The organism is Yersinia alsatica (assembly GCF_025133195.1).
Classification (GTDB): Bacteria; Pseudomonadota; Gammaproteobacteria; order Enterobacterales; family Enterobacteriaceae; genus Yersinia; species Yersinia alsatica.
This window is the reverse complement of sequence record NZ_CP104006.1, coordinates 181,208-206,233: the sequence shown is the minus strand read 5'-3', so window position 1 is coordinate 206,233 and position 25,026 is coordinate 181,208. Positions and strand designations below refer to the sequence as shown.

Sequence of the window (25,026 nt, the reverse complement as noted above, 5' to 3'; positions counted from 1 at the left end):
TGGTTACAAGCCATCGTATTTCTAACCAACCAGCAATTAAAGACGCCGATAAAGTGACAGATATTCTGCCGCTGCTACTTGCCAACCAAAGTCCAATCCCATCGCGTGGCGCTGAACATGGCGCCAATGTTTTGGCCGGCTCCACAGCACAAAAGCACGGCGTATCGCCTGCACTAATGCCTGGGCATCGCATTCATCAAACACAAACCCCGAGGCGCTGCCATCTGCCAGATTTTCTAGCGCGCAATCCACCACGGTATCTGCCAACCCGCCCGTACGCCGGACCAGTGGCAAAGTGCCATATTTCAAACCATACAACTGTGTTAACCCACAAGGCTCAAAACGGCTAGGTACCAGAATCACATCGGCACCGGCAATAATTCGGTGAGAAAATGCCTCGTGATAGCCAATTTGTACCCCAACCTGACCGGAGTAATCTGCCGCTGCTGCCAAAAACTCCTCTTGTAGAATGGCATCTCCAGCTCCCAGCACGGCCAGTTGCCCGCCCAATTTCAATAAATCTGGCAAAGCCTCTAGCACTAAATCCAACCCTTTTTGCGCCGTTAACCTGCTGACAACAGCAAAAACAGGTTTCTTCTCTGTCACCTCCAACCCCATCGTGGTTTGCAGATGCACTTTATTTACCGCTTTCTTTTGCAGGTTTTCTGCGTCATAGCGGGCATGCAACAAGGCGTCAGTCTGCGGGTCCCAAATGTCACTATCGACACCATTGAGGATACCCGTCAACCGCCCTTGGCTCGCTCGTTCTTGCAGTAACCCTTCCATACCATAGCCAAAAGCGGGTTGAGTAATTTCCTTGGCATAAGTCGGGCTGACCGTGGTGACATGGTCAGCAAAGAACAACCCGGCTTTCAGATAGGAAATTTGGCCATAAAACTCTAATCCGTACATTTGAAAGAATGCGGCGGGCAGTTGTAACTCGGCCAGATGCTTGCCAGAAAACAGCCCCTGATAAGCCAAATTATGGACGGTAAATACGGATCGTGCAGGGCGGCCACGGGCGGCAAGATAAGCACAGGCTAGCCCAGCATGCCAATCGTGGGCATGTACAACCTCGGGACGCCAGTAACCATCAAGCCCACAAGCCAGTTCACAAGCCATCCACCCCAGTAGTGCAAAACGACGATAATTATCGGCGTAAGAGTGCAAAGATTGGTCGTGATAAGGGCTACCGGCTCGATCATAAAGGCCCGGAGCATCAATCAGATAAATACCAATCCCCTGGTAATGCCCATAACGTAAAGAGACACGGCCAGCAAAGGTATCAATCTCCCTGACTAACACGGTGTCAGGAATACCGCGGCGCAAATCAGGGAAACCGGGCAGCATGACCCTAACATCAGCCCCTTCAGCAATTTGGGCGGCAGGTAAAGCACCAACAACGTCAGCCAATCCACCGGTTTTCAATAAGGGGAACAGCTCGGAACATACATGTAAGACCCGCATTATCACTCCTAATTATACCCTGCTTAATTGAAGTGGCAGGGTTGTTAGCTTCGTTCGCTCACCCGTTACCTGTGTAAGCTCATCGGGATTCGTTCACTTGCTGCCTACCTGCCACTCCAATGGCTTGGGGTATAAAAAACTAATCTGATAAATGAAATAGCTCTATTTTGCTGCTAATTTCGCCAGCATATCGCGGGTCACTAACACCACTCCGCCCTCTGAACGGTAAAAACGGGCGCTGTCTTCATCCGCATTCTCCCCAATAACCATCCCTTCAGGAATATGACAGGCTCGGTCAATAATGCAACGGCGTAAACGACATGAGCGCCCAATATGAACATCTGGCAACAACACCGAGGAATCAATAGTACAGAACGAATTCACCCGAACCCTCGGGAATAGCACTGAATGCACCACTACCGAACCTGAAACAATGCAGCCACCAGACACCAGCGAGTTCATGGTCATGCCATGACTACCAGAGCGGTCTTGCACAAATTTGGCGGGAGGCAGCGGCTCCATATGAGTGCGAATTGGCCAGTCGCGGTCATACATATCCAGTTCAGGGGTCACCGAAGCTAAATCAAGGTTAGCGCGCCAATAGGCGTCTAACGTCCCAACATCACGCCAATAAGGCGGCAATTCATGATTGGATGTCACACAGGAAAGATCAAACGGATGCGCGTAAGCGACTCTTTGCTCAGTGAGCTTTGGTATTAAATCTTTACCAAAATCATGGCTGGATTCCGGTGTATTCCGGTCTTCTTCTAATAATTTAAACAGATAGTCGGCATTGAAAATATAGATGCCCATACTCGCTAAAGCCATATCCGGACGGCCCGGCATCGCCGGAGGAGCCTGTGGCTTTTCAAAGAACTCGGTTATCTGATAATTCTCATCCACTTCCATGACCCCAAACTCATTGGCTTCTTTAATTGGCACCGGAATACAAGCGACGGTACATTCTCCCCCCTTCTCCACATGGTCAATTAACATGCGCGAGTAATCCATTTTGTAAATGTGATCACCGGCCAGAATGACAATATATTTGGCGTTATAGCGGCGAATAATGTCCAGATTCTGATAAACCGCATCCGCCGTGCCTCTATACCACTGCTCAGAACTACTGCGTTGCTGGGCGGGCAGTAAATCAACAAACTCGTTCATCTCCTCATTGAGGAATGACCAGCCACGTTGAATATGCTGAACCAGAGTATGGGATTGATACTGAGTAATAACACCGATACGACGGATACCGGAATTCAGGCTATTAGACAGGGCAAAATCGATAATGCGGTATTTACCGCCAAAATGTACCGCAGGTTTAGCCCGCTTATCGGTCAGATCTTTCAGTCGTGTACCGCGCCCTCCCGCCAAAATCAGAGCTACAGATTGATTCGGTAATAGTCTGGCTAACATCAGCGGGTCTTTATTTTCATACTTAACCATGAATACTCCTTAAGATTTCTGTGCAAGCACGCAAACGGCATAGGCAGATCCGTTCCATACAGTTAACGGTTCCGTATGCTCTGACGGCTCAAAAGGAGGAACCACCACCCATTCCCCCACAGGTAAATGCATTTCACACCTTTGGTCAGTCGCATTAATGACGACCAACCAGCGCTGAGATAACAGGATTTGTAGTTGTTTCTGACAGCCCTGCTCCCAAGCTGTATCACTCAGCGCTTGCCCCTGACAATCTAGCCACTGCACATTGCCATCACCTTCCCGCCACCATGTGTCTTTAATCAGGGCGGGGATTTGCTGGCGTAACCGAATCAATTCGGCAGTAAATGCCATCAATGAAGTATCCGCGCTCCCCCAATCAAGCCAGGTGAGGATGTTATTTTGACAATACGCATTGTTGTTGCCTTGCTGGCTATGACCATGCTCGTCACCAGCCAGTAACATCGGCGTTCCCTGTGAGAGTAACAAGGTGGTTAATAATGCCCGCTGGCAAGCTTTGCGCCGCTGCCAGATAGCTTCATTCGCCACCAAACCTTCACTACCAAAATTATTACTAAGATTGTTATCGCTGCCATCACGATTTTCTTCGCCATTGATTTGATTGTGTTTTTGGTTAAAACACAGCAAATCGAGCAAAGTAAAACCATCGTGGGCGGTAATTTGATTGATGCTGGCAGAAGGAGAACGATCCCGTTGTTCAAACAGGCCGCTTGATGCCGCAAAATGCTGGGCGAATTGCCCCAGCCGTAAATCATCCCGCAGCCAAAAACGGCGCATCGCATCGCGATATTGGTCATTCCACTCACTGAAACCGGTAGGGAAATTACCCAGTTGGTAGCCCCCCAAACCAATATCCCAAGGCTCCGCAATCATTTTGCAAGTACTGAGCCGCTCATCAGCAGCGAGTGCGGCAAAAAAGGGCGCATGTTGATCAAAAGCCGGAGTGCGGCCCAGAACCGTGCCCAAATCAAAACGGAAACCATCAATGTGGCAGCTATCCACCCAATGCCGTAAGCATTCAATGACCCACTGCATCACATAGGGCTGACTGAGCCGCAGCGCATTACCGCAGCCGGTCATGTTGTCGTATTCACCTTCAGGGGTAAGCCAGTAGTAACTGGCATTGTCGATCCCACGCTGGCACAGCGTCGGGCCAAAAACATCCAGCTCGGCACTGTGGTTGAACACCACATCCAGAATCACCTCAATACCCGCTTTATGCAGCGCCTTAACTGCATCGCGCAATTCTCGTAAGGGAGAGACGCCCTCACGACCAGAGGCATAATCCGGATCTACGGCATAAGGGGCCAACACGTTATAGCCCCAGTAATTACTCAATCCCATCTTCTGCAACCGCGGCTCATCAACATGAAATTGCACCGGCAACAGTTCCAGCGTGGTAATACCCAGTTTTTTCAAATAGCTGATCATCACCGGGTGGGCCAGAGCCGCATAAGTACCGCGCAAGTCAGCTGGAATATCTGGGTGTAATTGGGTTAAGCCGCGGACATGAGCTTCATAAATAACAGTATTTCCCCAAGGAATGGCGGGTGAACGATCACCCTGCCAGTCGTATTGTTCGTGCACCACAATACATTTAGGGACGATGGCAGCAGTATCCTGCTCATCGGGTTGGTTAACCCCACCATTCAAACTTGGGTCATCCCTCACTTTACGATCTAACGCGTGAGCGCAGGGATCGATCAGTAATTTATTAGGATTAAAACGATGCCCTTTTTGCGGATCAAATGGCCCGCTAACTCGGTAACCATAGCGCTGCCCCGGTTTTCCTCCCGGCAGATAACCGTGCCAGATATCCCCGTTACGGGCGGGTAATGGGATGCGCAACTCTTGGTTGTTGTCATCAAACAAGCACAGTTCGACCTGCTCAGCATTAGCCGAAAATAGCGTAAAATTTATCCCGGCCCCATCAAAGTGAGCACCGGGTGGTGTCGGGGAGCCACTGGTCAAACGGGTCATCCTACCCCTCCCGCAACAAGTAAATAGTCGCCAGCGGCGGTAGGGTCAGCAGCAAGGAGTGAGCGTGATTATGGCTGCCGACAGGATGGCTCTGAATTCCGCCTTGGTTGCCCAGATTACTGCCACGATAAAACTCTGAATCAGAGTTCAGAACTTCACGATAATGCCCGCCATGTGGAATACCCACACGGTAGTTATAACGAGGGACTGGCGTGAAATTACTGATAGCAATCAACTCGTTACCTTTTGCATCACGGCGCAGGAAGGCAAAGACCGAGTTTTCATGGTCATCAACCACCAGCCACTCAAAGCCTTCAGGTTGGTAATCCAGCTCGTATAATGGCGCATGTTTCTGATAGCAATGGTTAAGGTCACGCACCAGCCGCTGTACCCCTTTGTGCCAACCATTCTCATCATCCAGCAGATGCCAATCCAAACTGCTATCGAAGTTCCACTCACGCCCCTGGGCAAATTCACATCCCATAAACAGCAATTTCTTACCCGGATGCGCCCACATAAAGGCGTAATAAGCACGTAAATTAGCAAATTTCTGCCATGCGTCTCCCGGCATGCGGTCGAGTACCGAGCGCTTACCATGGACCACTTCATCGTGAGAAATAGGCAGAATAAAGTTTTCGGTATAGGCGTACAACATACCGAAAGTCATTAAATTATGATGATATTTGCGGTGAACGGGGTCGCATTGCATGTAATTGAGCGTGTCATGCATCCAGCCCATATTCCATTTGTAGTTAAAGCCCAATCCGCCAGCATCTGGTGGCAATGTCACCCCTGGGAAATCAGTAGACTCCTCAGCCATGGTCACACCGCCGGGCCGCTCAACACCGATGGTATGGTTGGTGTAGCGCAAGAAGGCGATAGCCTCCAGATTTTCTCGCCCGCCGTAGTAGTTCGGCACCCATTGCCCTTCGGCACGGCTGTAATCGCGGTAAATCATTGAGGCGACAGCATCAATGCGCAAAGCATCGATACCAAAACGCTCCATCCAATAGAAGGCATTGCCCGCCAAATAGTTACGAACTTCATTGCGGCCATAGTTGTAAATCAGGGTATTCCAGTCTTGATGGTAGCCTTCGCGCGGATCAGCATATTCATACAAAGCAGTGCCGTCGAAAGTCGATAAACCATGCTCATCACTAGGGAAATGACCGGGAACCCAGTCAAGAATGACGTTAATCCCTGCGTCATGGAATTTGGCAACGAACTCTTTGAAATCCTGCGGTGTCCCAAAACGGCGGGTCGGTGCATATAGCCCCAGCGGCTGGTAACCCCAACTGCCATCAAACGGATGCTCGTTAATCGGCAGTAATTCCACATGGGTAAAGCCCATGTATTTAACATATTCAACCAGTTGGTCGGCTAATTCACTGTAACTGAGCCAGAAGTTATTCTCGGTATGACGACGCCATGAGCCAAGGTGCACTTCATAGATAGAAACCGGCGAGCGCAAGTCATTGGCTTTTTGCCGTTTAGGGGTATTTTCCACCACATCGGGCAACGGGCTAACCAATGATGCCGTTTCTGGCCGCATCTGAGCTTCAAAGGCATAAGGGTCGGCTTTTAACCGCACATGGCCATTGCTGTCAATTATTTCAAACTTATACAATTGCCCCGCCTGAACTCCGGGCAAGAAAAGCTCCCAAATACCATTTTCACGCCGTAATCGCATCGGATGGCGGCGACCATCCCAAAAGTTGAATTCACCGACCACGGAAACCCGCTGGGCATTCGGGGCCCAAACGGCAAAACTCACGCCCGGAACATCATCAAGGCTCATCAAATGTGCGCCTAAACGTTCATAAGGACGTAAATGAGTACCTTCGGCCAGTAACCAAGTATCAATATCCTGCAACAACGTACCGAATCGGTAAGGATCATCAATAAGTTGGGTGCTTTCAGGCCAGGTAACGGCTAATTGATAACGAAATAGGTTTTTACGGCGAGGAAGTTTGGCAATAAAAAAGCCACGCGGATCCTCACAAGTAAATTGAGCCAGATGACGCCCGGTTTTGCTGTCGACCAACCAGACCTCTTTGGCATCTGGTAGCAGTGCACAGACTTGCAATCCCTGAGCAGTTTGGTGCATCCCCAAAACGGAGAAAGGATCGGCGTAATGGCCGGAAATAATTTGATTAATCACCTGACGGTCGGGAAGTACTGACATATCTTCTTCCTTTGATTAATAACACAATTTTATGACAAAATTTGAACAAAAGTATCAAAATTCGACATTTAATCATGCAATCCATTTAATGTACGAGACATGATCAAGGTCAATAAATGGATCTAATGCCTTAACCCGTTTTTCTGGTAATAGCGCGTAGTCTTCAAACTTTTCTCATCCAAACTATAAGCATAGTCAATGGGTGACAAAAAAATTGGCTTATGATTAATGAAATTTTTTCTCGCGTGGATTCAGAGAAAAAAAGGCATTTATAGTGCACAAAAAGGACGTGAATGGCGGAAAAACCCTTGGTCGAAACCTAAAACCAGGGTCGATTACATCAATGATGAGAAAAATGCTCAAAATAGGGAACTGAGCCGCTGTTTGCCATCTCCATGCCTTTTTTACTTAAAAGGGGCGGCAGTTAAAATTTTCCGCGACAGAATGTAGGTACAATAGCGGCAAGAATGAGCACTGGTGGTTATCAACATGGGCGTTAGCCAGGTCGAACTGATTTTTTCCCTTTTACAACAGATGTGTGTGTATCTGGTTATTGCTTATCTGTTGAGTAAAACACCGCTTTTTATCCCCTTAATGCAGGTTACCATTAGGTTGCCCCATAAACTGGTGTGCTACCTCACGTTTTCCATGTTTTGTATCATGGGTACCTATTTTGGTCTGCACATTGAAGATTCCATCGCGAATACCCGCGCCATAGGTGCAGTGCTGGGTGGCGTGCTAGGTGGCCCATCCGTTGGTTTTTTGGTAGGGCTGACCGGCGGGTTACATCGCTATTCAATGGGCGGAATGACGGCCACCGCCTGTATGTTATCTACCGTGGCTGAAGGGCTATTGGGCGGTTTTCTCCACAGCTATTTGATTCGTAGAAACCGCCTCGATCTGTTGTTCCAGCCGCTGGTTGTCGCGGGAATTACCTTGGTGGCTGAAGTCCTGCAAATGCTGATTATCCTGGCCGTCGCCCGCCCATTCACCGAGGCTGTCGAACTGGTAGAAAACATTGCCTTGCCGATGATGATCACTAACACCATCGGTGCTGCCATGTTTATGCGAATTTTATTAGACCGGCGAGCTATTTTCGAAAAGTACACCACCGCATTCTCGGCAAAAGCATTGCAAATTGCTGCACGAGCGGAGGGGCTACTTCGGTACGGTTTTGACCAGCAAAACAGCATGCGGGTAGCGCGTATCTTGTATGAAGAACTGGGCGTTGGTGCCGTCGCCATTACTGACCGCGAGAAGCTGCTCGCCTTTATCGGCACCGGTTCTGACCACCATCGGGTGGGCAGCGCAATTACCTCAGAGCACACCCACCGGGCGATTGAACTCAATCAAGTGGTCTACGCCGACGGCAATGCCGTGCCCTATACCTGCTCAATTTCCCCCACTTGTAAGCTGGGTTCGACCTTGGTTATTCCATTACGTGGCGAAGAGCATCGGGTGATTGGCAGCATCAAATTGTATGAACCCAAAAGTAAATTGTTTTCCAGTATTAACCGCACATTGGGTGAAGGTATTGCTCACCTACTGTCGGCCCAGATTTTGGCCGGTGAGTTTGAACAACAAAAGCAGCTACTGGCACAATCTGAAATCAAATTACTCCACGCGCAGGTTAATCCCCATTTCCTGTTTAATGCCCTGAATACGCTATCCGTGGTGATCCGACGCAACCCTGACCATGCCCGTAAACTGGTGCTTTCTCTGTCAACATTCTTCCGCAAAAACCTCAAACGCAGCAACGATGTCGTCACGCTGAGTGATGAAATTGAGCATGTAAATGCTTATCTGGAAATAGAAAAAGCGCGTTTTGCTGATCGCCTGAGTGTCGATATTTCATTGCCCGATGAGTTAATGGATGCACGGTTACCGGCTTTTTCCCTGCAGCCGGTGGTCGAAAATGCCATAAAACATGGCATATCGCAGATGTTCAGCAATGGACAAATTACGTTGCATGGCAAGCTAGATGACAATGTGCTGGTGCTGGAGGTTGAGGACAACGCCGGGTTATATCAGCCACGCCCCAATGGCGATGGGCTGGGTATGAATCTGGTGGATCGGCGGATTAAAGTGCGCTATGGCCATGAATATGGCGTGACGGTGATAAGTAAGGCCGAGGAATTCACCCGCATAATCATTAAATTACCTTTTATTACCGCCAGTGAGAGTTAACATTCAGAGACTAGGCTGACCGCGGCGGGCGATACTCACCATATTCAACACCGCGGATGACCGCTCATGTCGCCGCCATGCCAAGGTAATTTTGGTTTTTAACAGGCTGTCGTCAATTTCATGATAAGTCACATTATTGGCCTGAATCGCCGTCAAGGAGCGAGGAACCAGAGTGAAGCCAAATCCGGCAGAAACCATCCCAATTGCCGAGACCATCTGAGGCGATTGTTGCCCCAAAGTAGGCTGAAATCCTGCGCGATAACAGGCACCAATAATGGCATCAAACAATCCGGGGCCCACTTCTCGCGGGAAAATAATCAGTTTTTCATGCTGTAGCGCTTGCAGGTTAATGACCGGGCTACCCTGTAAAGGATGGTTATGTGGTAGTACCAGCAACATATCTTCCTCCACCAGCACCTTGCAGGTAAATTCATTACTGGCATCACAGGGCTGGCGGATAAAAGCCACATCAATGTGCTCATTATGCAAATCACTCATTAATACCGGCATCGTCTCTTCACTGGGTGACAATATCACCTCTGGATATTTGTCCCGATAAGCATGAAGTAACCGCAGTACCAGGGGCTGAAAAGCCGTCGAACTGGCAAACCCCACTCGCAACCGACCCGTTTCTCCTCGCGCAATACTTTTTGCCCGCTCTGTCGCTTCGTCCGTGAGGGTCAATATATGACAGGCATCGGCATAGAAAGCCTTCCCTGCTTCTGTCAGTTCAACACCGCGAGTGAGTCGGCGCAGCAGCGGCGCCCCTATTTCTCGTTCCAGTTTTTGAATTTGCTGACTGAGCGGCGGCTGAGAGATACCCAACTTTTCAGCCGCCCGGGTAAAGTGCCGAGCAGATGCTACTGCGACAAAGTATCGAAGATAACGTAATTCCATATATTTTTGATATCAATAAAGTGAGATACCTATATTGGTACTTATGTTCTTTCAGCGTCAACCTTATATATAAATATAATTTATGTTACGGGTAAACGGAGAAGGATATGTCTCAATCAATCACACCACATTGCTCATGTACTCAAGAGGTTGCAGAAAGCTTTATTGCGTATAAAGAAACACATCCTGAGTGCATAATTTATCAAACATCACTCATGAGCGCGCTAATTAGTGGCGTTTACGAAGGCCATATCACTATGGCCGAGTTGCTTAAGCATGGCGACTTTGGATTAGGAACATTTAACAATCTTGATGGTGAGCTGGTTGCATTAAACAGCAAAATTTATCAATTACGATCTGATGGTAGCGCCCGTGCGGCACAGCCGGAGCAGAAAACACCGTTTGCAGTAATGACATTTTTCCAGCCGACAGAAACACGCAATTTCGAACACAAAATGAGTCGCGAACAACTTCACCGCGTGATTAATGACGTCGCCGAATCAGACAATCTGTTTTGCGCACTGCGCATTGATGGCAAGTTCAGCCATGTTGAAACTCGCACTGTTCCCTGCCAGCAGCGCCCTTATAAGCCGATGCTTGAAGCTATTGCGCAGCAACCCACATTCGAGTTTGAACACTGCAATGGCACCATTATCGGTTTTCGTAGCCCGAACTACACCCAAGGTATTAATGTGGCGGGCTATCACGAACATTTTATTACTGACGACCGCAGTGGCGGCGGCCATGTGCTGGATTTCCAATTGGAAAACGGCATTCTGACATTTGGTACCGTCGCCAAATTAGTTATCGATCTGCCACAAGAGCCTGATTTTCTCCAAGCCAACCTCTCCCCTCTGAATCTCAACAATGCCATCCGTGCCGTAGAGAGCTAACGAGCTGTAATTATTAAATAAACAATAACTTATGGTTAATCTGATAATACAAAGGACACAAAATCATGAAGAATGAGCCCAATATTCTGGCCTGGAAATGCGGTGCCGATCTGGTGGTAAATCATTTAGAACAGCAAGGTGTGAAGCAGGTCTTCGGCATTCCGGGCGCTAAAATCGATCGAGTCTTTGATTCACTGGAAGATTCCAGCATCAAGACCATCGTGGTGCGTCACGAAGCCAATGCTGCCTTTATGGCTGGTGCCGTGGGCCGTCTGACCGGTAAAGCTGGTGTCGCGCTGGTCACATCTGGCCCAGGTTGTGCCAATCTGGTGACGGGGCTGGCCACGGCCACCTCTGAGGGAGACCCAGTGGTGGCATTAGGGGGTGCAGTCAAACGAGCTGATAGCCTGAAAATAACCCACCAAAGCATGGATACCGTGAGTATTTTCCGCCCGGTCACTAAGTTTAGTGCCGAAGTCACCGCCTCAGCAGCGCTTTCTGAGGTGCTGGGCAATGCGTTTAGAACCGCTGAATTTGGTCGACCAGGGGCCGCCTTTGTTAGCCTGCCGCAAGATATTCTCAATAAACCTATCACCAGCCATGCGCTGATTCGTCAAATATGCCCGCAAAGTGGCAGTGCACCGCGCGATGAAATCATTGCTGCCGCCAATTTACTCAATCAAGCTAAAAACCCCATTTTGCTACTCGGTTTGATGGCAAGCCAACCGGCAAATGCACAAGCCATACGCCGCCTACTTCGCCACAGTAAAATCCCGGTGACCAGCACCTATCAAGCCGCAGGGGTGGTTGACCAAGCACATTTCGACCATTTTGCCGGTCGGGTAGGATTATTTAATAATCAGGCGGGCGATAAGCTGCTACAGCAAGCCGATTTGATTATGACCATCGGCTACAGCCCGGTGGAGTACGACCCGGCACTGTGGAATAACGGCCATGCAACCTTAATACATATGGATATTTTACCCGCCGAGATAGATGCAGCTTATCAGCCAGAAAAAGAACTGCTGGGCGATATTGCTGCCACCGTGGATGCCCTCAATGAGTTGATAAGCGGCCCGATAATTTTGACCTCACAAACCCAGGTGATACTGGCCGATCGCGCACGCCAACGGCGAGATTTGGCTAACCGGGCCAGCCATATGAGCGGCTTTGCTATTCATCCCCTGCGTCTGGTACGAGCCATGCAGGATATCGTCAACAGCGACGTCACTCTTTGTGTTGATATGGGGAGTTTTCATATCTGGATTGCCCGCTATCTTTACAGCTTCCGTAGCCGTCAAATTTTGATGTCCAATGGTCAGCAGACTATGGGGGTGGCGCTGCCCTGGGCCATTGCGGCGGCACTGGTCAATCCACAGCAAAAAGTGGTTTCTATCTCTGGGGATGGGGGCTTTATGCAATCAAGCATGGAGCTGGAGACCGCAGTGCGACTGAAAAGTAATTTGCTGCATATCATTTGGGTCGATAACGGCTACAACATGGTGGAAATTCAAGAGCAGAAGAAATATCACCGGCCATCAGGAGTCAACTTTGGCCCCATCGATTTTAAAATGTATGCAGAATCCTTTGGCGCAGCCGGTTTTGCCGTGGAGTCCGCCGATGAACTCACCCATAAATTACATCTGGCGATGGATGTGCAAGGCCCGGCTGTCATCGCCATCCCAGTGGACTATTCAGACAATCATCGTTTGATGGAAGAGCTGAATATCAGTCAGTTGCTGTAAATGGATGAAATAAAAAAAGCCCTGACCACAAGATCAAGGCTTTATCATCACGGTTTGGATTACTGATTACATCAGGATCCGCAGCATACGGCGCAGTGGTTCTGCCGCGCCCCACAGCAGCTGGTCACCCACGGTAAAGGCGGAGAGATATTCTGGCCCCATATTCAGCTTACGCAAGCGGCCCACAGGGGTATTTAAGGTTCCGGTGACTGCCGCTGGCGTCAGTTCACGCATGCTCAGCTCGCGATCATTTGGAATAACACGTACCCAGTCATTGTGAGTTGCCAGTAATTGCTCGATTTCTGGCAATGGTACGTCTTTTTTCAGCTTCAGCGTGAAAGCCTGGCTATGACAACGCAGTGCGCCGATACGGACACACAGGCCATCAACCGGGATCACCGTGCCAGAATTCAGAATTTTATTAGTCTCGGCCTGACCTTTCCATTCTTCACGGCTCTGGCCGTTATCCAGCGCCTTGTCGATCCATGGGATCAAGCTGCCGGCCAGTGGCACACCAAAATTGTCAGTCGGTAACGTGCCGCTGCGGGTCGCCGCCGTCACTTTACGTTCGATATCCAGAATGGCAGAAGCCGGGTCTTGCAACTCTTTAGCCACCCCCGCATGCAGCATGCCCATTTGGGTCAGCAACTCACGCATATGGCGCGCGCCGCCACCGGATGCCGCTTGATAGGTCGCAACAGATGCCCATTCAACCAAATCATTGGCAAACAAACCACCCAGTGACATCAGCATCAGGCTAACGGTACAGTTACCACCGGCGAAAGTCTTAATACCTTTATCTAGCCCCTGCTGAATAACGCTGTGGTTAACTGGGTCCAGAATAATAATCGCGTCATCCCGCATACGCAGAGAAGAAGCGGCGTCAATCCAGTAACCTTGCCAGCCAGTTTCTCGCAGCTTTGGATAAATTTCGTTGGTATAATCTCCCCCTTGGCAAGTGATGATAATATCTAATGCACTCAGCGCATCAATATCATAAGCATCTTGTAATGTGCCTTGCTGGCCCGTGAAAGCCGGAGCAGCTTGACCATGCTGAGAGGTAGAGAAAAAGACTGGGCGGATGCCGTCAAAGTCGCGTTCTTCAATCATGCGCTGCATGAGGACTGAGCCGACCATACCGCGCCAGCCGATAAAACCAACGTTTTTCATGTTTACTGCCCTGCCTTGGAAGGTGACACCGATTAATGGATGTCTATCTTGCATCGCTGCACGTTATAGACGGCAAGCTGACGAACACAGACCTGATACCACCTTACAAAATATGGACAAAGTGGCAAGTTAAATTATTCGATACCAGAATGATTCAAAGCAATCTTCCTAATATGTGACTTTGACTGGCCGGAAACGCCAGTCGTTTAGACCCTTTTTGAGGTAAAAATGACAGAGATGATTGCGGCAACTGTGTTGCTGTTTTTGATTATGGACCCGTTAGGAAACTTACCGATTTTCATGTCGGTGCTCAAGCATCTGGAACCTAAACGGCGGCGGGTGGTATTGATCCGCGAATTGCTTATTGCCCTAATATTGATGCTAATTTTCCTGTTCGCCGGGGAAAAGATTCTGGCATTCCTCAATCTCCGCACGGAAACCGTGTCGATATCGGGCGGTATCATTTTGTTCTTAATCGCTATTAAGATGATTTTCCCCTCCCCTGAAAGTAATGTGACCGGGTTATCGGCAGGAGAAGAGCCGTTCTTGGTTCCGTTGGCTATTCCATTAGTGGCTGGCCCCTCGATTCTGGCCACCCTGATGCTACTATCGCATCAGTATCCTAATCAGCTCAGCCACTTGGTGCTGGCATTGATGATTGCCTGGGGCTTATCTGCCGCCATTTTATTGATGTCGAATCTGTTCCTGCGTTTGCTTGGCAGTAAAGGGGTCAGCGCATTAGAACGGCTGATGGGATTAATTTTGGTGATGCTATCAACGCAGATGTTTTTGGATGGCGTGCGGGCATATTTAATGAAGTGATTTTCACGAGGGCATTTAGTGCATTATTGAGCCGTTCGACTGACATGAGATTGGCAATGACTTCACCTCCAATGCCTTAACCGACAAAGAGTGCGGGCATGCACTCTTTGCTGATTAACATATAAGGCTGCGGGAAACGAGTGATCACTAAATGAATATTATTTCCCCAATGCCGAAACACACCGCGCGACCACCTCATCAATATCTGCATCAATATCCACACAGATAACATCCGGTTCTTCTGCTCCCGGCTCTTCAAGAGCTTCAAACTGGCTTTTCAATAGGTCGGTAGGCATGAAATGACCGGAGCGGGCTTTTAGCCTCCCCATGATCACATCGAAACTGCCTTTCAGATATAAAAATACCATTTCTGGATTGCCTTCCCGCAGGCGGTCGCGATAGCGGCGTTTCAGCGCAGAACAGACAATAATGCCGGTTTCATTCTTATGATTCAGGCTATAAGCCGCATCGCTCAGGCGCTCCAGCCACGGCATCCGATCTTCATCATTTAGCGGATGCCCACTGCCCATCTTCTGAATATTGGCGCGGGGATGCAGGTCATCACCATCAATAAATTTGGCATGGATTCGCCGAGCCACTGCTTCTCCTACAGTGGTTTTACCGCTACCTGATACACCCATCACGATAATGCTACGTCCTGCCATAATTTTGATCTCTATCTCAGAATGGGAATTTTACTGTTCGCTATGGTTCCGTATTTTACCATGTTACCGGTATCATGATACCGGTAACAAATAGAGATGTGACTTTTATCACAAAGGATAGAACATCATTATAGAACTCAATCGCGCAATCACGCTGGCCGGAAAAGGCTGACTGCAAACTATAACTAAAAGCGATATGCCCCCCTACGGCTTCAAGGGCGCAGGGGTACCCTAAGTAAGCGGAGAAATACTATGCCATTAGTCATTGTCGCGGTTGGCGTTGCCATGCTGCTGTTACTGATGATTCGTTTCAAACTCAACGGATTTATTTCCCTGATACTGGTCGCGCTGGCGGTCGGTGTCATGCAAGGAATGCCTGTCGATAAAGTGGTCGGCTCAATCAAAGCGGGGGTTGGTGGCACGCTAGGTAGCCTGGCGCTGATTATGGGCTTCGGTGCCATGCTCGGTAAATTACTGGCTGACTGCGGTGGCGCACAACGTATTGCCACCACCTTAATTGATAAATTTGGTAAAAAACACATCCAGTGGGCAGTGGTACTGACCGGTTTTACTGTCGGTTTTGCCCTGTTCTATGAAGTTGGCTTCGTGCTGTTGTTGCCGCTGGTATTCAGCATCGCCGCTTCAGCCCGCATTCCATTACTGTATGTGGGTGTTCCGATGGCCGCCGCGCTGTCTGTCACCCACGGTTTCCTGCCACCTCACCCCGGCCCAACCGCTATCGCGACTATTTTCCACGCCGATATGGGCAAGACCTTGCTGTATGGGACGTTGTTAGCCATCCCGACAGTTATTCTGGCAGGCCCGGTATTTGCTCATTTCCTGAAAGGAATTGATAAGCCAGTCCCTGAAGGGCTGTACAACCCAAAAACTTTCACCGATGAAGAGATGCCGAGCTTTGGGGTCAGTGTCAGCACTGCGTTGGTGCCCGTTATTTTGATGGCATTGCGAGCAGTGGCGGAAATGATTCTGCCCAAAGGCCACCCGATTCTCTCTTATGCCGAGTTCTTCGGCGACCCGGTAATTGCGACCCTGATTGCAGTGTTAATTGCCATTTTCACCTTTGGCTTAAACCGTGGCCGTTCAATGGAATCTGTCATGGATACCGTGACCGACTCCATAAAAATCATCGCGATGATGCTGTTGGTTATCGGTGGTGGCGGTGCTTTCAAGCAGGTATTAGTCGACAGTGGCGTTGACCACTACATTGCCAGCATGATGAATAGCAGCGGTCTATCACCAATTCTGATGGCATGGTCAATTGCAGCCGTGTTACGTATCGCTCTGGGTTCGGCGACAGTTGCCGCCATTACTGCCGGCGGTATTGTCGCACCGTTAATCGCCACCACAGGAGCCAGCCCTGAGTTGATGGTTATTGCCGTGGGTTCCGGTAGCGTGATTTTCTCTCACGTCAACGATCCGGGTTTCTGGCTGTTCAAGGAGTATTTCAACCTGACGATTGTCGAAACCTTTAAGTCATGGTCAGTGTTGGAAACCATCATTTCAGTCTGCGGCTTAGTTGGCTGCTTGCTGTTAGCGACGGTGATTTAAATACTGCCGCCGGGGAGGATGGTGAAACCGACGTCAACCATCTTGGGTGTTACCACCTCTCCGCGCAACCGAGCCAGCAAGCGCTCAGCACCAATTTGCCCCATTCTCTCGCGTGGGGTCAGCACACTGGCCAGTTTCGGCACCATCGACTGGCCAATATCATGACCATGGAAACCGGCTATCGCCATATCCTGTGGAATAGATAGCCCCTGACGCTGACATTCAAATACCGCGCCAATTGCCAAGTCATCATTGGTACAGAAAATACTGTCGATCTGCGGATAACTGACCTGTGCCGCGCGCAATAGCTCGGCACCTGCGGAATAGGATGAGGAGCGGCTGGTCATCACACTCATGGGTTCCAAACCGGACTCACGCATTGCCTGCTCATAACCTTGCTGCTTAATCACCGTACGCTCATCCTGACGCGCGCCAAAATACACCACGTATCGATGGCCTTTGGCGATAATTTGTTGAGTCATCTGCCGCGCCGCTTCGAAGTTGTTAAAACCCACTGCCAAATCAATGCAAGGTGAAGTGCAATCCATCAGCTCAATAACAGGAATACCCGCGACCTCAATCATTTTTAATGTGCGGGCCGTGTGGTGGCGTTCGGAGAGGATCAAGCCATCAATATTGTAAGAGAGTAACGAGGTCAAACGCTGCTCTTCGCGCTCTTTCTGATAGCCGTAATGCGCCAACATCGTCTGATAACCATGAGCATCTGTCACACTCTCAATGCCGCGCAACACTTCGGCGAAAACCTGATTAGTTAATGACGGTAATAAGACGCCAATAGCATGGCTGGTCGCATTGGAGAGGATATCGGGAGCACGATTGGGAATATAGCCAAGTTCATCTAACGCCAGTGCAATTTTTTCCTGCAAAAGTGCAGAAACTTGCTCCGGATTGCGCAAATAGCGGCTGACAGTCATTTTAGTGACGCCAACCATATCGGCAACATCTTGTAGCACTGGCCTTTTTTTCTTCATTATCAATGAACTGAGGCAGAGTAAACGATGGGCTATTCTAGCAAAGAAAAGGGTATTACGCGACGCGCATACCCTTTTTACTGAGGTCGATCAAACTTAAACTGGCGGTAAATCAAACAACAAGATTTCACTGTCTTCATCTGCATGAATAGAAAGCGCAGCTTCATCCCAGATAGCAAAGGCATCGCTGGTGCCTGCACGGTGGCCATTGATAGACACATTGCCGCGCACAACTTGTATCCAGATGCGGCGCTCTGCCTGAATCTGATAAATTGACTGCTCTTCACGTTTCAGTGCCCAGCGCCATAAAGTCATGTCCTGGAACACTTTCAGTGACCCATCACGAGCATCGGGTGATAGCACAAGTTGTCGCCCTTGCGGGATATCAAACATCTGCTGCTCGTAGCGTGGTTCCAAACCCGTCTTATTCGGGATAATCCAAATCTGGTACAGATGCAGCGGCTGATCATCACGACCATTATATTCTGAGTGGCGGATACCAGTGCCCGCACTCATGATCTGGAATTCACCCGCATGAATCTGTTCTTTGTTACCCATACTGTCTTGATGCTCAACAGTACCAGACAATACATAAGTCAGGATTTCCATATCTTTATGTGGATGGGTACCAAAACCCTGGCCTGCGTCGATAACATCTTCGTTAATCACCCGCAGCGCGGAGAACCCCATAAATTCAGGGTCATAATAATCAGCGAATGAGAAAGTATGCCAGCTATCCAGCCAGCCGTGATTAGCATGGCCACGTTCTTCTGCTTTGCGTAAATAGATCATGTTCAGTTCTCCTCAACGTTTTCTTTAGTCTAGATATCGCTGGAGAATATGAAAGCGCAAAAAACTCACTCCTCTGTTCAAAAAATTCGACTAATTGATAAGTTAAAAGACAAATGATTTGAATTTGAAGTCATTAGAGAGAGAAAACATGATGAGTTCTGAGAGATACGTGCCTTCAAGCAAAAGCCTGACAAGGTAAATCATGAAGAATAGGCAAAAAAAAAGCCAGCACCCGGCTGGCTAAGTAAACACTGGAAGCAATGTGAGCAATGTCGTGCCTTCATAATGCGAACACCTAAACTTTGATGCCTCATCGGAAAGCACGACAATGATAATCATTATCACTCTCACTTGTAAAGTGTTTTTTTTAGCCACTTGCAATATTATTGACTCCGGTAAATAAATTGATATTTTATTAGGTAATTCAAACAGTAAGAGTAAGGTTATGTTTATGAAAAATGTGCAGATACGTCATGTGGAAACCTCTGATTATCCAGCCTTACAGCAGCTATTTTCTCATCCACAGGTTTATCGCGACACATTACAGCTCCCCCTGCCATCACAAGAGATGTGGGCCAAAAAGATCAAAGAGATGCCTGCAGGCATGCATAATCTGGTGGCATGTATTGATGAGAAAATTGTCGGTCAGCTAACTGTTGAAGCCAATCAGCGGGCTCGCCGCCGCCATGTAGCGACTTTTGGTATTGCTGTGGATGCGCATTGTTGTGGGAAAGGTGTTGGTAGTGCATTAATGGCAGCCATGATCGATTTATGTGATAACTGGCTGAATATACAACGTATTGAGCTAACCGTTTTTGTCGATAATACTGCGGCTATCTCTCTGTATCGTAAATTTGGCTTTGAAATCGAAGGTACCAGCCCACATTTTGCTTTCCGAGACGGCCAGTTTGTTGATGCATACCATATGGGCCGAATCAAAATATCAAGTTAATCAGTAGGGGATAGCATACAAGTGCTACCCCCACTGTTATTGGGATATCTCAGTAAGCAGGTTGATAGCCAATAAAAGCACCTAGCACCTAGCACCTAGCACCTAGCACCTAGCACCTAGCAGTCTCAAGAATGAGGATAGTTAAATACCCGCCGTTTCTTTGATATAACGCCGAGCTTTCACTGCATATTCAAATGGGTTAGCAATCGCTGGGTCTTGCTCTGCTTCGACCACCATCCAACCTTGATAACCTCTTTCATCCAGCAGCTTAAACACCGGCTTGAAGTCAATAACGCCATCACCGGGCACGGTAAACGTCCCCTTCTTCACGCCATCAAGGAAACTAAGCCTTTTGGCCTTAACTTCTGCGACAACCTCATCGCGCACATCTTTCAGATGGACATGATTAATACGCGGTAAGTATTTCTCTAGAATAGCTAGCATGGCTTCTTGGCTACCCTCGGAGTAATAGGCATGACCAGTATCAAATAGTAGGTAAACATCATCATTAACCATACTCATGTAGCGATCAATTTCTTCGCTGGTTTGGATACCTGTTCCCATATGGTGATGTAAGCACACCTGCATCCCTTTCGTGGCCGCGATTTTGGCTAACTCATTATAGCCATCGGCAACACGCTGCCATTCAATGTCAGTAAAGTAAGGTTTCTCTTCAAATACCGCTTTTGTCGTTCCCTGAATACTTTTACTTTGTTCGGAGCAACCAATCACTTTTGCACCCATTGCATGGAGGAAATTCATATGATTAGTGAATTCATCAATGGTTTTTGCGCGCTGGTCATCGGCAAAGAATGTGCTGAACCAAGCATTACAAATTTGTATACCACGCAGTTCAAGCATAGGTTTCAGTATGTTAGGATCTCGTGGATATTTACTGCCAACTTCACTGCCGGTAAATCCAGCCAGTGCCATTTCACTGATACATTGTTGGAAAGTATTTTCTTTGCCTAAATCTGGCATATCGTCATTCGTCCAACCAATAGGAGCGATTGCCAACTTCACACGATCTTTATTCATAATAAACCTCTGCGATACATCCAATTTATACAGATGAATACAATTAAAAGGTGATTAATTGCCCGTCCTTTAATACAAGAAATAGCCTTTATCTAAATAATATTTATTTTAAATAGTGCTTAATGCTCAGGTCATTATGTTGCGTTATTGACTCAGCAACTCGCGTTCAATGCGTTCACGAGTCGCAACAGCCTGATGCACCATTTTTTCTGGATAACCAAAAAGAGAAGTCGCAATAATCGATTCACCGCCGACTTTAAATGTGCGATTAGCAAAATCCATATCGCGTAATGTTTGAAACAGTGCCGAGAAATCGACTTCTCCTTCCCCGATACCCACATGTTGATGAATAACGGCATCGACCCCCGGCGGGTTCACAATATATCGGCAATGTTTAGTGTGATTCATCGTATCGGCAATCAATACATGTGAAAGATCGTCGCCAGCATATTTCAACATTCCAGCCACATCCCCTTTGCCTTTATCGTAGAAAAAGGTATGGGGCACGCTATACAGGTATTTCACATTATCACTGCGCAGTGATTTCACTAAATCTGCGGTTTCATTATTCTCTTCGCAAAAATCCCATGGATGAGATTGAATCTCTACCCGAATACCTTCCCGCTCAATAATTGGCAATAATTCTTCCATGGAGCGATACCACATCTCTTCACAAACCTCAGGTTCATTTGGATCGCCAGAAAGCTCGGTATTGATTACGGAAACGCCCATTTCGACTGCAATTTCAATCATTCTCTTCCAATTGGTTACTGCTGCCTGTCGCCGAGCTTCCAGTGGCCCAGCCCAGCGATATACCACAATGAAAGATGATATTTCGACCCCGGTTTCTTTTAGTGCTTTCTTATATTCAGCAACAACTTCACGGCCCGCCTTGGGATGTTTATAAAACGGGTTAAGCTGTGGATGCGGTGACTGCTCAATATAGTCATATCCCCATTCCGCAACTTGGCGAACCATATTAGTGATACCCAAGTCTTTAATGACATCAACATCAAATGCAATCTTCATAGCGCTCCCGGTTTTACGTGAGATGCGGGCCAGCCCGATTGGCAACAGAAAATAGGGCTATGCGACAGCTTGATAACTGGCGCACAGGAAGCAAAGCCCAATGTTATTTGTTATAAAAAGCAGGTCGTTGCGGCAAACTAACAGGAACAATCTCGCCATTTTCTTGCGCCGCAATACAGGCATCAGCAGTAACCGCAGCAGCAAAGCCATCCCATGCAGAAGGCCCGGTGAGTTTTTCAGCCAGAACATCGTTGATAAAGGCTTGCAACTCAACGTCGTAGGCATCAATAAAGCGATCTTTCCAGTCGGTAAGAATTTCATGTGATAGCCGCGCTTCACTGCGCAGTAATACTGAAGATGGCTCAGGTAATTTTGCTATGCCAATATCCCCGACCACCTCACATTGAATGTCATAGCCATATTGGCAATTTACAAAGATCTCTACATCAATGCGAGTCCCTTTCACCGTTTCAAATAACACGACTTGTGGGTCTCTCAGATGGGCCTTGGCATGCTTAGCTTTGCGCGGGAAAACAACTTGTACGGAAACGTAATCATCATCCAATAGCCAGCGTAGTACATCGATTTCATGAATTAAGGTGTCCGTGATAGCCATGCTTGTCGTGTAGTTTTCACCGACTCTTGGATTACGGTGAGCGCAATGCAACATTAATGGATCACCAATTTTCCCACTGGTAATGACATCTTTCAGCGCGCGATAGCCTTGATCATAAGGGCGCATAAACCCGACTTGAACCAATCGTTTACCTTGCGCAGCCTCGGCTTCTACAATGCGTTTACAGCCTTCAGCGGTTACGGCTAACGGTTTTTCACAAAAAACATATTTACCCGCAGCGACTGCAGCCAGAACAAACTCTTCGTGGCTTGGTCCCCAAGAGGTGACTAACACTGCATCCACTTCTTTCGCATTAATGACTTCATAGCCATCAGCATAAACATTTGCTTCGATACCAAGGTCGCGAATAACTTTGGTGGCGTGTTCGCGATTGATATCGGTTACGGCGACGACCCGGCTGCCCTGTAACACCTTGCTACAGCGGCGAATATGATCCTGACCAATAGCACCCGTTCCGATCACGCCAATATTTAACGACATATTATTTCCCTCATGAAGTTTCGGTTTGCAGGCAATACCTGCTCGTTTTACGACTTCACATCCAGATCAAATGCAATGAGTGCTAGTAATCACGGGCTTTAGCGATATTTTGCTCCAGCACCCGAACCACCGCGTCCGTCCTTTCACTTTCAGACACCTGAGCAACCCCAACTCGCCACCAACTCAGGTACTTATGCACCATAGTTTTTGGCAGGACTTTTATGTCGATCAAGGTTGAAATCGTCTGCAAGCGGGCATCTGCCAATGCATCGATAAGTTGCTGCTCAGTGGAAACACGGTATGTCTTACAGCCATAGGCGGCTGCTAACATAGCAAAATCAACCGGGACAAAATCACCGTCTAGTTGGCCGGTTTCTTGATTACGGAAACGGAACTCAGTGGCATAGCTGTCCATGCCATGTTCCATCTGGAGATTATTAATGCAGCCATTGGTCATGTTATCGAACAATACGACGTTAATTTTGCAGCGCTCCTGGATAGATGTGACCAACTCGGAGTGCAACATCATAAAAGCACCGTCACCAACCAATGAATAAACTTCACGTTCAGGTTCAGCCAGTTTCACACCTAGTGCAGCACTGACTTCATAACCCATACATGAGTAGCCATATTCAACGTGGTAGCCATTACTCCCTTTGGTCCGCCACACCCGCTGCAAATCACCCGGTAAGCTGCCCGCAGCTGCAACAATGACAGCATCTTGAGGTAACTGATTATTAAGCACTCCCAACACTTGGCTTTGCGTCAGGAAAGAGCCGGTTTTATTGATAAATTCAGCGAAGACTTGTTCACGATTTAAATGGTCATTAATTTCAGGAGTGAAATCATCAGCATTGTATTCCACTTGATAGACTCGCTGAGTCTCAGCTAACTGTTCAGCACGCATCCGGGCAATTTCACCGCCCCAGTTGGCCTGATAGCCTGTATTGCCGAGTTGCTGATGTAATGCTGACAATGCTTCCCGTGCATCAGCCAATAATTGCAGACCATCCAGTTTACCCGCATCAAAAGCACTGACATTAATATTGAGGAATGAGACATCTGGGTTCTGGAATAGCCATTTAGATGATGTGGTAAAATCGGTATAACGGGTGCCGACGCCAATGACTAAGTCAGCCTGCTTTGCCAATGTGTTAGCCGCCAAACAACCGGTTTCGCCAATACCGCCAAGATTCAATTCATGCTCGGAGCTGATAGTCCCTTTGCCAGCTTGTGTTTCTACCCATGGCAAACCAAAACACTCAGCAAATCGTTGCAATGCCTGACCTGCTTGCGAGTATTTTACCCCGCCACCACACACTAAAATCGGTCTATGCTTTGAAGTTAGCAAAGCAATAGCATCTGCTAGCATTACGGCACTGGCAGGCCGCCGATCAAGGCGATGAATTCGTTTTTGGAAGAAGTAATCAGGATAATCATAAGCTTCAGCCTGGACATCTTGCGGTAAACAAAGTGTCACTGCGCCAGTCTCTGCAGGATCGGTCAGTACTCGCATCGCATTAATGCACGCACTCATCAGTTGTTCCGGCCGAGTAATACGATCCCAATATTTACTCACCGGTTTGAATGCATCATTGGTACTGATACTCAGGTCGTGAGATTGTTCAATTTGCTGTAATACTGGGTCCGGTTGACGTGATGCAAACACATCGCCAGGAAGGAGCAGTAGCGGGATACGGTTGGCTGTTGCAGTTGCTGCGGCAGTAATCATGTTGGCGCTGCCAGGCCCTACAGATGATGTACAAGCATAAATTTGCTGACGCAATTTCTGTTTAGCAAATCCGGTGGCAGCATGAGCCATTCCTTGCTCATTTCGCCCCTGATGGACCACTAACCCACCACAATCTTGTTCCAATGCCTGCCCGATACCCAGCACATTACCATGGCCAAAAATAGCAAAAATCCCTTTGATAAATTTGATTTCCTGACCATCAACTTGCAGGTATTGATTGTCCAAAAACCGGACTAATGCCTGTGCCGTGGTTAGCCGAATCTTATTCATTTATCCATCCTTTGCTTGGTTTGTGCGACACCATGG

Annotated in this window: 19 protein-coding genes; 6 read left to right on the top strand and 13 right to left on the bottom strand. The window is 48.2% G+C overall.

Annotated features, from left to right (window positions below; translation table 11 throughout):
- Positions 1-36: 36 nt before the first annotated feature.
- The 4 genes from glgA to glgB all read right to left on the bottom strand — a co-directional run bounded on the left by glgA (position 37) and on the right by glgB (position 7,099).
- Complete coding sequence (glgA, locus tag N0H69_RS00815) at positions 37-1,467, bottom strand: glycogen synthase GlgA (RefSeq protein WP_050123713.1); 1,431 nt, start codon at positions 1,465-1,467, stop codon at positions 37-39.
- 162 nt (positions 1,468-1,629) lie between these two features.
- A complete protein-coding gene (gene glgC, locus N0H69_RS00810) occupies positions 1,630-2,916 on the bottom strand; it encodes a glucose-1-phosphate adenylyltransferase (RefSeq protein WP_050110651.1) in 1,287 nt (428 codons plus the stop codon).
- 9 nt (positions 2,917-2,925) lie between these two features.
- On the bottom strand, positions 2,926-4,914 hold the full coding sequence (glgX, locus tag N0H69_RS00805) for a glycogen debranching protein GlgX (protein WP_050152325.1): 1,989 nt from the start codon (positions 4,912-4,914) through the stop codon (positions 2,926-2,928).
- 1 nt (position 4,915) lies between these two features.
- On the bottom strand, positions 4,916-7,099 hold the full coding sequence (gene glgB / locus N0H69_RS00800) for a 1,4-alpha-glucan branching protein GlgB (RefSeq protein ID WP_050152324.1): 2,184 nt from the start codon (positions 7,097-7,099) through the stop codon (positions 4,916-4,918).
- 489 nt (positions 7,100-7,588) lie between these two features.
- On the opposite strand from glgB, the gene N0H69_RS00795 reads away from it, so the two are divergent.
- Positions 7,589-9,286, top strand: coding sequence for a sensor histidine kinase (locus N0H69_RS00795; RefSeq protein WP_050110659.1), 1,698 nt, complete (start codon positions 7,589-7,591; stop codon positions 9,284-9,286).
- 3 nt (positions 9,287-9,289) lie between these two features.
- Here N0H69_RS00795 and N0H69_RS00790 read toward each other — a convergent pair whose 3' ends face one another.
- Entirely contained in the window at positions 9,290-10,183 is an 894-nt protein-coding gene (locus tag N0H69_RS00790) for a LysR substrate-binding domain-containing protein (protein WP_050123708.1), read from the bottom strand.
- Between the two features lie 107 nt (positions 10,184-10,290).
- Between N0H69_RS00790 and budA the strand changes: the two genes are divergently transcribed.
- Complete coding sequence (gene budA / locus N0H69_RS00785; RefSeq protein WP_050146048.1) at positions 10,291-11,076, top strand: acetolactate decarboxylase; 786 nt, start codon at positions 10,291-10,293, stop codon at positions 11,074-11,076.
- Between the two features lie 65 nt (positions 11,077-11,141).
- Positions 11,142-12,821 (top strand): acetolactate synthase AlsS, encoded by a 1,680-nt coding sequence (alsS, locus tag N0H69_RS00780; protein ID WP_050152323.1) that lies wholly within the window; start codon positions 11,142-11,144, stop codon positions 12,819-12,821.
- 66 nt (positions 12,822-12,887) lie between these two features.
- Here the strand turns inward: alsS and asd are convergent, their stop codons facing one another.
- The gene (asd, locus tag N0H69_RS00775) at positions 12,888-13,991 is read right to left on the bottom strand and encodes an aspartate-semialdehyde dehydrogenase (RefSeq protein ID WP_050110666.1); all 1,104 of its coding nucleotides are present in this window, start codon (positions 13,989-13,991) and stop codon (positions 12,888-12,890) included.
- Between the two features lie 228 nt (positions 13,992-14,219).
- Here asd and N0H69_RS00770 point away from each other — a divergent pair, with 228 nt between their 5' ends.
- The gene (locus tag N0H69_RS00770) at positions 14,220-14,813 is read left to right on the top strand and encodes a YhgN family NAAT transporter (RefSeq protein ID WP_032911111.1); all 594 of its coding nucleotides are present in this window, start codon (positions 14,220-14,222) and stop codon (positions 14,811-14,813) included.
- Positions 14,814-14,971: 158 nt separating this feature from the next.
- Here the strand turns inward: N0H69_RS00770 and N0H69_RS00765 are convergent, their stop codons facing one another.
- The gene (locus tag N0H69_RS00765; protein ID WP_050110668.1) at positions 14,972-15,478 is read right to left on the bottom strand and encodes a gluconokinase; all 507 of its coding nucleotides are present in this window, start codon (positions 15,476-15,478) and stop codon (positions 14,972-14,974) included.
- Positions 15,479-15,730: 252 nt separating this feature from the next.
- Here N0H69_RS00765 and gntT point away from each other — a divergent pair, with 252 nt between their 5' ends.
- The gene (gene gntT, locus N0H69_RS00760) at positions 15,731-17,047 is read left to right on the top strand and encodes a gluconate transporter (RefSeq protein WP_050110670.1); all 1,317 of its coding nucleotides are present in this window, start codon (positions 15,731-15,733) and stop codon (positions 17,045-17,047) included.
- Here the strand turns inward: gntT and gntR are convergent.
- Positions 17,044-18,039, bottom strand: coding sequence for a gluconate operon transcriptional repressor GntR (gene gntR, locus N0H69_RS00755; protein WP_050123705.1), 996 nt, complete (start codon positions 18,037-18,039; stop codon positions 17,044-17,046). The genes gntT and gntR overlap by 4 nt on opposite strands.
- Before the next feature lie 96 nt (positions 18,040-18,135).
- Entirely contained in the window at positions 18,136-18,831 is a 696-nt protein-coding gene (locus N0H69_RS00750; RefSeq protein WP_005174799.1) for a pirin family protein, read from the bottom strand.
- Between the two features lie 451 nt (positions 18,832-19,282).
- Between N0H69_RS00750 and N0H69_RS00745 the strand changes: the two genes are divergently transcribed.
- Positions 19,283-19,783, top strand: a complete 501-nt coding sequence (locus tag N0H69_RS00745; protein WP_050110675.1) for a GNAT family N-acetyltransferase — start codon at positions 19,283-19,285, stop codon at positions 19,781-19,783.
- Between the two features lie 141 nt (positions 19,784-19,924).
- Here N0H69_RS00745 and iolE read toward each other — a convergent pair whose 3' ends face one another.
- The 4 genes from iolE to iolD all read right to left on the bottom strand — a co-directional run bounded on the left by iolE (position 19,925) and on the right by iolD (position 24,990).
- The gene (gene iolE / locus N0H69_RS00740) at positions 19,925-20,821 is read right to left on the bottom strand and encodes a myo-inosose-2 dehydratase (RefSeq protein ID WP_050123704.1); all 897 of its coding nucleotides are present in this window, start codon (positions 20,819-20,821) and stop codon (positions 19,925-19,927) included.
- A gap of 144 nt (positions 20,822-20,965) precedes the next feature.
- A complete protein-coding gene (locus N0H69_RS00735) occupies positions 20,966-21,850 on the bottom strand; it encodes a sugar phosphate isomerase/epimerase family protein (protein WP_050110680.1) in 885 nt (294 codons plus the stop codon).
- A 103-nt stretch (positions 21,851-21,953) separates the two neighbouring features.
- Positions 21,954-22,967, bottom strand: a complete 1,014-nt coding sequence (iolG, locus tag N0H69_RS00730; protein ID WP_050110682.1) for a bifunctional inositol 2-dehydrogenase/D-chiro-inositol 1-dehydrogenase — start codon at positions 22,965-22,967, stop codon at positions 21,954-21,956.
- An 82-nt stretch (positions 22,968-23,049) separates the two neighbouring features.
- Entirely contained in the window at positions 23,050-24,990 is a 1,941-nt protein-coding gene (gene iolD, locus N0H69_RS00725) for a 3D-(3,5/4)-trihydroxycyclohexane-1,2-dione acylhydrolase (decyclizing) (protein WP_050152322.1), read from the bottom strand.
- Positions 24,991-25,026 lie beyond the last annotated feature (36 nt).

Excerpts from the sequence above, each read along its gene's own strand:
- glgA (WP_050123713.1), bottom strand. The coding sequence starts at position 1,467 with ATGCGGGTCTTACATGTATGTTCCGAGCTGTTCCCCTTATTGAAAACC.
- glgC (WP_050110651.1), bottom strand. The coding sequence starts at position 2,916 with ATGGTTAAGTATGAAAATAAAGACCCGCTGATGTTAGCCAGACTATTA.
- glgX (WP_050152325.1), bottom strand. The coding sequence starts at position 4,914 with ATGACCCGTTTGACCAGTGGCTCCCCGACACCACCCGGTGCTCACTTT.
- glgB (WP_050152324.1), bottom strand. The coding sequence starts at position 7,099 with ATGTCAGTACTTCCCGACCGTCAGGTGATTAATCAAATTATTTCCGGC.
- N0H69_RS00795 (WP_050110659.1), top strand. The coding sequence starts at position 7,589 with ATGGGCGTTAGCCAGGTCGAACTGATTTTTTCCCTTTTACAACAGATG.
- N0H69_RS00790 (WP_050123708.1), bottom strand. The coding sequence starts at position 10,183 with ATGGAATTACGTTATCTTCGATACTTTGTCGCAGTAGCATCTGCTCGG.
- budA (WP_050146048.1), top strand. The coding sequence starts at position 10,291 with ATGTCTCAATCAATCACACCACATTGCTCATGTACTCAAGAGGTTGCA.
- alsS (WP_050152323.1), top strand. The coding sequence starts at position 11,142 with ATGAAGAATGAGCCCAATATTCTGGCCTGGAAATGCGGTGCCGATCTG.
- asd (WP_050110666.1), bottom strand. The coding sequence starts at position 13,991 with ATGAAAAACGTTGGTTTTATCGGCTGGCGCGGTATGGTCGGCTCAGTC.
- N0H69_RS00770 (WP_032911111.1), top strand. The coding sequence starts at position 14,220 with ATGACAGAGATGATTGCGGCAACTGTGTTGCTGTTTTTGATTATGGAC.
- N0H69_RS00765 (WP_050110668.1), bottom strand. The coding sequence starts at position 15,478 with ATGGCAGGACGTAGCATTATCGTGATGGGTGTATCAGGTAGCGGTAAA.
- gntT (WP_050110670.1), top strand. The coding sequence starts at position 15,731 with ATGCCATTAGTCATTGTCGCGGTTGGCGTTGCCATGCTGCTGTTACTG.
- gntR (WP_050123705.1), bottom strand. The coding sequence starts at position 18,039 with ATGAAGAAAAAAAGGCCAGTGCTACAAGATGTTGCCGATATGGTTGGC.
- N0H69_RS00750 (WP_005174799.1), bottom strand. The coding sequence starts at position 18,831 with ATGATCTATTTACGCAAAGCAGAAGAACGTGGCCATGCTAATCACGGC.
- N0H69_RS00745 (WP_050110675.1), top strand. The coding sequence starts at position 19,283 with ATGAAAAATGTGCAGATACGTCATGTGGAAACCTCTGATTATCCAGCC.
- iolE (WP_050123704.1), bottom strand. The coding sequence starts at position 20,821 with ATGAATAAAGATCGTGTGAAGTTGGCAATCGCTCCTATTGGTTGGACG.
- N0H69_RS00735 (WP_050110680.1), bottom strand. The coding sequence starts at position 21,850 with ATGAAGATTGCATTTGATGTTGATGTCATTAAAGACTTGGGTATCACT.
- iolG (WP_050110682.1), bottom strand. The coding sequence starts at position 22,967 with ATGTCGTTAAATATTGGCGTGATCGGAACGGGTGCTATTGGTCAGGAT.
- iolD (WP_050152322.1), bottom strand. The coding sequence starts at position 24,990 with ATGAATAAGATTCGGCTAACCACGGCACAGGCATTAGTCCGGTTTTTG.